Origin of the sequence: Longimicrobium sp., from assembly GCF_036280135.1 — a bacterium.
Classification (GTDB): Bacteria; Gemmatimonadota; Gemmatimonadetes; order Longimicrobiales; family Longimicrobiaceae; genus Longimicrobium.
In genome coordinates this window covers 1-8,171 of sequence record NZ_DASURI010000095.1, presented here as the reverse complement: position 1 = coordinate 8,171, position 8,171 = coordinate 1, and the positions used below count along the sequence as shown (strand labels likewise).

Genomic DNA, 8,171 nt, shown 5'->3' with positions numbered 1-8,171 from the left:
GAGTCGCATGAATGGCCGGGCCGCGGGAAGCCGAAGGACGGACGAAGGGGCGAAGACCCCATGGTAGCGCCGTCGTTCCGCCGCGGCGAGCCCCGCCCGCTAGGGAAGATGGACGACACGGGCGTTGTCCCTCATCCCCCTCGTCCGGCGTGGAGGGAGCATGGGGGAGGGGCGCGCTACCAGAAGCGCATGCCGAACACGCCTTCCTCGCGCAGGAGGTGCGGGAGGGCGCCGGCGAGGTGGGGGAGCCAGGGCTGGAGGACGTCCGGGTCAGGGCGCGTTCCGCCGTCGCGGCGGAGGATGACCTCGAGAAAGGCCTGGCGAAAGGGCCCGCTGGCGGGGGTGAAGTAGAGGATGCCGGGGCGCGCGTCCGCCACCAGGCACAGGACCTCCACGCGGGGCGCGTCGGCGCCTTCCGTGAGCCGGGCGGTGGCCGGCGCGAACCGCACGGGGCCTTCCCGCTCCAGCTCCTGGATGAGCTGAAACGGATCCTCGTCGATCAGCACCAGCAGGCGCGGGACGGAGCCCCCGTCCCCGAACCACTCGCCGACCCACGCGGGATCGTCCAGCGCCGCGAGCGACACCATCATCAGCACCTGGACCTCCGGGTGCCGTCGGGCCAGGTGGTCGGCGCCGGCGCGGTCCACGACCAGGAAGTCCACCCGCGCGTCGCTCCCGCGGCCGGGCCACCAGCGGCGGAGCCCCGTGAGGGTCGGCCGGTCCCACCCGTCCAGCAGCCCGCCCGGCGCGACGGGCCGGTACAGGTGCCGCGCCTTGGCGGTGGGCATGGCCACCAGCTGCAGGTGGCTGGCTTCCCCGGCCGTGAGCACGAACGCGTCGAGCACCTCGTCCTGGACCGTGCGCGCGTCCACGAACAGCGCCGGGAGGGGTGTTTCGCCCACTACCAGCACCTCGTGGCGAAACTCGCTGAACAGGGCCTCGGCTTCTTCCAGCTCCGTGGCCGGCACCTGCCACTCCCGGCCCGGGGTGGGTCCCGTGAACGCCTGCACGCGGGAGAGGAGCGCCGGCAGGTCCTCCTTCTGCTGCGCGTACCGCGGCCGGGGATACCCCTTCTCCTCGAGCGCCCGGGCAAAGGCCTCGAAGGCGGCTCGCGTGGGGATCTCCATCTCGCGCAGCGACGCGGCCCCCAGGCGCTCGGCCTCTTCCTCGGCGGTGACGCCGGGCGCGGCCAGGGGCGCCAGCGTGCCTCCGTCCGCCGCCATGGCGTGGTCCATCGCGGCCAGCGCGGCGGCCGTGGCGGCCGGGTCGAGGATCGCCCGCAGGCGGCGGTCCGGCTGCATCCGCTCGTGGAACTCCAGGGTGGGCCAGTGTTCCACGGGGAGCTGGAGCAGGGGCGCGTAGACGTCCGTCTGCATGGCGGCGCGGGCGCACGAGGCCAGCGCCATCACCGACAGCCGGGGCCGCGCGGGGTCGAACAGCGCCAGGAAGGTGGACAGGTAACGCCGGTAGTCGGGAAATCCGGCGATGAGCGCCGCGTCCAGCGGCCCGCGGCTGACGGCCCCGAGCGCCGCGACGGTGGCGTACGACTCGTGCGTCTCCACCGAGAGGTCGACCATGTGGGCCACCAGGCGGTCGAACCCGCGATGCCCCGCCTCTGCCAGGGTCCCAGCCAGCATCATCGCGCTCCCGAAGGTGGTGCTGGCATTCAGGAAGGCGTGAAAGCTCTCGTGCCACGAGACCATGGCCGCCACCGTGGCCCCCTGTTCCGCCCCCGGGTTCACGTAGCGGACGTGACCCACGGGGTCGTAGGCACCCTCGGGCAGTTCCGCCGCGGGAATCCGCGGCGTGTCCGGGCCTTCGTCGCGCATGGATTCCGTTCCTCGCGGGGATGCGGCTGGTTGGTGGCAGGAGGATACGCGGGTGGCTGCCGTGCCGCGCCCCGGAAGGCCGCCGCCACGGACCCGCGCTCCTCCCAAACGTGCCACGACGCCGCCCCCCGCGCCACCTTTCCGCGACGCGCGGCTTCCGGACCCGCCTGTGACGGCCGCGTGGCTCCGCCGGCGGACGGGCACTCCCGCCGCGCCGAAGCTCGTCCCGGCCTCCGGTCCCGTGGCGGACGGCCGCGTGGCGCTCCGGGAGTCGTCCGGAGCGCCACGTCGTTCACCCGGCCGGGTGCTCCGGCGGCCGCGGCTTCCGTCGTCCCCCTACAGCTTCATGATGTACGCGAGCACGTAGTACGGGGGACGGTTCTCGTGGGCCTCGCCGCCGCCGGCCGGGCTGGTGGTGAAGGGGTGGCTGTGGTTGCCGCTCGAGTTCGTCTCGACGGTCCCTCGCCACTGCACGTCCCCGGGATCGGCGTCGCTGCCACCGCCCCAGTACATGTCGATGGTCGTCTGGCCGGGGTACAGCCGGCGACGCGAGGCCAGGCCGCTGGCGCTGGACCCCTCGGAGACGTGGGAGTGGGAGCCCGCCTGCCCGGTTGCCCCGGCGTGCGCGTGCGCGGGCATCTGCGCCAGGCCGAGCGCGACCCGCGGGGCGCCGCCTGTCTCGCCGATGCTGTCGTAGTCCGTTTCGCCGGGCTTCCAGCCCACCACGAACCGGCCGCGCAGGTCCGGCGTTCCGTTCCTGCCGTCGCACAGCACCCACCCTTGCGGCAGCTGGTCCGCGCTCCCCGCCCACATGACGATGCCGCGCGACGGGAACACCACCCCGCCGGCATCGTAGACGCGCCCGCTCGCGCGCACGTCGGTCCCCACCCGCAGGTCCGCCCCCGCCTGTACCGGCCCCTGCAGCACGCTGGGCCCCTGCACGGCAAGGTCGTGCGCCAGCACCGCGGGATTGGAGACCTGCACGGTGATGGGAAAGCGGTGCTCGACCGTGGAGCCGCCCTCCTGCGCCCGCGCCACCAGCGTGAACGTGGTGGACTGCTCCAGGGGCGGCGTGGTCCAGGCGCGCGTCCGGGGCCCGATGGACACCGTGTCCTTGCCGTAGAGGATGCTGTAGGCGGCGTCGGAGCCCTCCCACCGGAGCGTGACGGTGTCGCGGAACCCCACCCGTGTCCGGGAGGCCGTCAGGTCGCCCGCGCGAAAGCGCTCCGGGAACTTGGAAAGGGGCAGGACCACCTGCCGCCGGTCCATGGCCTGGCTCCCGCTCTCTGCCTGTTCGGTGATGAGGAGCGTGGTGGTGCCGGCCACGGAATTGACGGGGAGGTTGCTGAGGGTGAACACCAGCCCCTGCCCCGTGATCTCGAGGGTGGTGCTGGGCGGCCGGGGCGCGGCGCGAAAGGAGCCCTCGCCCAGGCTGGTGAACTCCCACCCGGCCGGGGCGTCAAGGCCCACGCGATCGTCCGTGTTGATCAGCGCAGCGGCCTCGGGCTGGTCCGGCGTGCCGACGGCGACGCTGAAGAGCAGCGACCGGACCCGCACGGGATCGGGGCCGGTGTGGCTCACGACCACCCGCAGGGTGCCCGGACGGGACACCTCCAGCGGATCGGGCGACGGACTGACCGCGTACGTGAGCAGCGGATCGGAGCGGGTGGGCGTCTGCGCCACGGCCACCCCGTCGGTGAACAGGGCGAGCAGGGCGGAACGGACGGCGAGAACGCGCAGGCTGTACATGGGATGGTCAACGGTTCAGTGTGAGTTCAACGTCCCGGCTCCACGCGCGGGCCGCCCGGCCGGCGCGTGGAGAACGGGTGCCCGGTAGATCAGCCGCCCGGCGGGGAGTCCGGGTGCGGGGACGCCCCGGGCGGCGGCTCTTCGGGTGCGGGCGTCAGGCGCAGGTCGCCCTCGCGCAGCGACGCGGGAAGCTCCAGCAGCTCCGCGCGCCCGTCCGCGGGGGCGACGGGGCGTACCAGCGGCGGCCCCTCGTCCCGCCGCTCGATCCACTCCCAGGTAGCGCCGTGGAGGGCCGGCAGGGGGTACGGCAGGGCGGCCGGACCGGTGTTCGCCGGGGGCGCGGGCGATCCGGCGCTTCCCCCGGCGGGTGCGGGGGGGCGCAGCACGGTCAGCAGGGGGCCGGTGCGGAAGGTGGCCTGCATTGCCCGCAGCGGCTCCCGCACGAACGCGGGGGGAAGGACCAGCTCGCGCGAGGGAAGCAGGCCGCAGCGCGCGCTCACCGTCCCCCGCGGGTCCAGCAGCAGGGTGACGCGCACGGGCCCGCCGTCCACCGACGCCAGGAGCCGGTTCCCCGCGCCGATCTGCCGCAGGTATCCCCCGGTCGAGGTGTCCGCCGGGGCGTGCACGGTGCTGAAGCGGTCGTATCCCGCCGCCCAGTACCCGATGAGCCCGTCCCGCCGGTCGTGGGCGTCGCCCAGCTCCACCTCCCACGCGTAGCCGGTGAACGGCGCCCGGCGCGGCGCGAAGGTAAAGGGCCAGCCGGGGTCGGAGACGGGATCGCCCAGCACCTCCACGCCCACGGAGGCCCGGATCACGGCCAGGGGGCGCCCCACCAGGGCGCTCAGCAGCGGGTCGGACCGCTCTTCCAGCGGATCCACGCTCCACAGCGTCTCGTCCACCACGTCCAGGAAGCGCGCCAGCTCGTCCGCGCCCGTGGCGGCCAGGGCGGCCACGGCGCCGCCCAGGTGCGGGTGCGCGGTGCGCAGGGCGTCCACGGTGGCGGGCGCGCCGGTGCCCGGCGCCGGGTCCCATGCCGCGACGGGGCGTCCGCCCGGGCCGGCCGCCGCGCGCAGCTGGCCCAGGATGCCGCCCGCCCCGTCGTGGACGGTGAGGGCGCGGTCCAGGTGGTTGGGAACGAGCCATCCGCAGAGGGGGGTGCCGGACGCGTCCCCGGCGGGCGCGTCGTCGGGCGCCAGGAAGCCCAGCGCCAGCCGGGCCGGCTGCAGCAGCCGCGGGGGGAGCTGGACGGGGGTGCCGGCCACGGGCAGGGGCGGCGACGCCACCACGCCCCGCGCCCGCACGGGCACGAAGGTGGGCACGAGCTCGTCCGTGACCACCTCGGCCGTCTGCCCGAACCGGTCCACCACCGACACGCGCGAAAAGACCAGCTGCCCCGCCCGCACCCCCTCGAAGGTGGAGACGACGCGGGACCCGCTCGCCCCGCCGGGGAGGGGGACGGCGTGCCGCCCCGCCCCCACGAGGTCCGCCACGGTCCGTCCCCGGGCATCCACGGGCGCGCGGCCGTCCGGGGCCAGGTTGGCGGCGGGGTCCCGCAGGGCGAGCTGCTCGTGCAGCCCCGTGAGCGTCTGGGAAAGCAGGTCCCACCCCGTGGCGCGGGTGATCCCGTCGTCCAGCGCCCGCAGGCCCGTGTCGTCCGGGCGCTCGCCGGCGAGCTGCCCGATGCGCGCGCGCAGGCGGCCGGCCGTGCCGGGGGCCAGGAGGGCGCGTCCGTGGATCACCCGCGGCTGCGGCGCCACGTCCGGCACCGCCGTGAGCGCGTAGTCGTGCCCGTCAAAGCGCCAGGGCCCGGCCGGGTCCGCCCCGAAGGGGACAGGGTACCAGAGCACCTCCCAGTCCAGGAAGAGCGGCAGCCAGGGCGGGCTCCACTCGCCCAGGTCGTGGTCGGGAAGCGCGCCCGCGGTGGGGTGGGGGGCCAGGACGGCCGCCCGCACGGCCTGCACCTGGTCCCGCCCACGCCCAGGGCGGCGGCCAGGACGGGGGCGTTCTCCGGCGCCAGCAGGGCGAACTCGCGCAGCAGCGGCCCCACCTCCGGGGGCAGGCCCCCCAGCGGCAGGCGCGGGGCGGGGGCCGCGTCCGCCCCGGCGATGGCCGCGCCGCCGCCCGGCAGGTCGATCCGCAGCCCCGCCACCAGCCCGTCCACCGTGCGGCAGGCGCGAACGGCGCGCGGGAGCAGCGTCCCGGCATGGCGGGCGCCGGAGAGCACCACCACGGGGTCGCCCGCCTTCCAGAAGCGCGCGTCCGCGACCTCCTTCAGAACCCGCGCGGGCCCTGGCGACGGGGCGGAGCCCGGCTCCGCCAGGGCGCGGCGGACCCCGTCCTTGCGCCGGTCCACCTCCGCCCCCAGCCGCTCCACCTCGTCCAGGGCCGCGGCCACCCGGGCCGGGCGGCTCTCCGCGCCCGCGGCCGCCAGCGCGGCGGCGAACTGCGCCGCGCTCGTGCCCGCCGGGTACCGGCCGGGATCGATCTCCTGGAAGACGCGGGGGGCCCGGACGGACTTCCACCAGAGTGCGTACAGATCCGCCCGCAACGCGTCCAGGCGCCGGCGCGCCTCGTCCAGCGCCGCCTGCGCGGCGTTCAGGGGCCGGAGCAGCGCGGCCTCGGCCGCCCGCCGCGCGGCCGGGGGCGGCGGGGCGGGGGGATCGCCGGGGCGCGGCTCGGCGGCGGCGACCTCCCACCGGCTCCCGGAGGGGCTGGACCCGAACCACGCGTCCCGGAGGAGGCGCTCCAGGCGCGCGTCGCCGTCCGGCTGGTCCAGCACGGCGAGCGCGTCGTGCAGGGCGCCCTCCACCAGCCGCGCCGCGGCCCCGGGCGGGGCGCCCGCCGCGCCCGCCCCGTCGTCCACCAGGGCGGCGAACGCGTCCACCGCCGTGTTCCCCACGGCCAGCCGCACCCCGCCCGGCCAGGGCAGCGCGGGCGCCAGGTCCCCGTCCCGCTCCCACCGCACGGCGGCCGCCATCCCGTGGCAGAGGATGCGGCGGGGAGGCGGGCCCTCCAGCACCCCGGGCGGCGCCGTCCACCCCAGCGCCGCCAGCCGCGCGGCGAGCGGCTCCGCGCCGTGCGCCGGGTCCTCGCCCGCCAGCGGGTCGTCGTCCGGGCGCGAGTACCACCCGGCCACGAAGTAGCTCAGCGTGCCGTCGGGGACGCCCAGGGTGCCCAGGGCGTCGTGCAGGGAAAAGACGTTGGGGTTGTGGGGCTGAAAGGCCGCGAAGGCCACGTTGCCCGGCCCCACGGCCGTCAGCCATCCCGCCGGGTGGCCGGGCTCCGTCCACCCCCCGGGGCCCAGGGGCACCCTGCGGCCCACCTGCGTGGGCCGGGGGGCGTCCAGCCCCGGCGCGGGATCCAGGAAGGGCGCCCCGTCCGCCGGCGTTCCGTCCGGGCCCCCGTCTGCCGGCCACACGTAGTCGCTCTCCACCACCCAGGCGGCGGGCGGCACGGCGTCCCCGTCCCCGTGGACGCGGACGACGAGCCAGCGGTTGGGGACGGGGGGAAACACCATCTCCCCCGTCCGCGGGTCGCGCGCGCCCCGCCGCAGCGCGTCGGGGAGCGTCCACGCCAGGTACACGCCCAGGTTCGCCTCGTCGCGGGAGAACGCGTCGTCCACCTGCCGGAACGGCGCCGGCTCCGGGGTAAGGGCGTACGCCAGCTGGCCGTAGTTCATCGTCCAGCGCTGGAAGTTGCGCGGCCGCCCGGTCACCACCATCGCGGAAACGTCGACGGGGACCAGCAGCGCGGGCGCGGAGTCGTTGCCGGGCATGGGCGGCGCGGGATGGGGGGACGTCATGCGGCCGGCGCCGCGAGGCGCAGCCGGGCGGGGGCGTGCAGCATCTGGACGGCCAGCTCGGCCGGGGTGGGGCGGGGGCCGGCCGCGGAGGCGCCGGGCCCCAGCCGGGCGGCCAGGGCGGCGAGCAGCCCCGTGCCGGTGCCCGGGCGCAGGTCCAGGGTGCGGCCCGCGCGCAGCATTCCCGGGGTGCCCGCCACGTCCAGGACAGCGTCGCCCAGCGGCCGGCCGACGGGGCCGGCGACCGCGCGCAGCCGCACCTTGCCCTCCGCGTCCAGCCCGAAGCGCAGCCCCTGCTGCGGCTCGGCGAGCTCCACGGCGTCGGGGACGCCGGCCCACAGGCACAGGAGCACGCTCCCGGAGAGGCGCTCCATCCGCAGCACGGAAAGGGGCTCGCTCCCGGCCAGCCCGCGGACGGAAAGCCCCGGCCACCCGCTCACGAGCGCGGAGCGCAGCAGCAGCCCCGCGCACCGCGGGGGGAACGCGGGGGCGCCGGCGGCGGACGAGGCGTCGCCGCCGTCCGCGGGCTCGCCGCCGCGAAGGGCCGCCGCGGCGCGCAGGGCGGCGTCGCGCACGTCCGTGTACAGCGCGTCGGAGACCATGCGGTCGCGCCCGGTGGCGCTCCCCACGGAGAGCGCGCCGTCCACGGCGGCCTCGATCCAGCCGCGGTCCAGGTAGAAGAAGCGGAGGGACTCCGGCGGCAGCACGGCCGGGTCCGGCACCAGGTGCGGAAAGGGGACGCCCTCCAGCAGGCACAGCCGCCCCAGCCAGCGGGCCACCGCCCGCAGGTCCGG

At 76.9% G+C, this 8,171-nt stretch carries 4 protein-coding genes and 1 pseudogene; all 5 read right to left on the bottom strand.

Annotation, left to right across the window (positions count from 1 at the left end; translation table 11 throughout):
- Window positions 1-176: 176 nt before the first annotated feature.
- Window positions 177-1,829 carry a hypothetical protein gene (locus tag VFZ20_RS03105; protein ID WP_329682362.1) on the bottom strand — a complete coding sequence of 551 codons (1,653 nt, stop codon included), beginning with the start codon at window positions 1,827-1,829 and terminating at the stop codon, window positions 177-179.
- Window positions 1,830-2,165: 336 nt separating this feature from the next.
- Window positions 2,166-3,578: a hypothetical protein gene (locus VFZ20_RS03100; protein WP_329682361.1), complete on the bottom strand. Its 1,413-nt coding sequence runs from the start codon at window positions 3,576-3,578 to the stop codon at window positions 2,166-2,168.
- An 89-nt stretch (window positions 3,579-3,667) separates the two neighbouring features.
- A complete protein-coding gene (locus VFZ20_RS03095) occupies window positions 3,668-5,425 on the bottom strand; it encodes a hypothetical protein (RefSeq protein WP_329682360.1) in 1,758 nt (585 codons plus the stop codon).
- Window positions 5,314-7,353, bottom strand: coding sequence for a hypothetical protein (locus VFZ20_RS03090; RefSeq protein ID WP_329682359.1), 2,040 nt, complete (start codon window positions 7,351-7,353; stop codon window positions 5,314-5,316). Before VFZ20_RS03090 ends, VFZ20_RS03095 begins: the two co-directional genes overlap by 112 nt.
- Window positions 7,354-7,376: 23 nt before the next feature.
- Window positions 7,377-8,171, bottom strand: a pseudogene (locus VFZ20_RS03085) (hypothetical protein); the annotation flags it as partial.

Coding starts and splice junctions, on each gene's coding strand:
- VFZ20_RS03105 (WP_329682362.1), bottom strand. CDS start 1,829: ATGCGCGACGAAGGCCCGGACACGCCGCGGATTCCCGCGGCGGAACTG.
- VFZ20_RS03100 (WP_329682361.1), bottom strand. CDS start 3,578: ATGTACAGCCTGCGCGTTCTCGCCGTCCGTTCCGCCCTGCTCGCCCTG.
- VFZ20_RS03090 (WP_329682359.1), bottom strand. CDS start 7,353: ATGCCCGGCAACGACTCCGCGCCCGCGCTGCTGGTCCCCGTCGACGTT.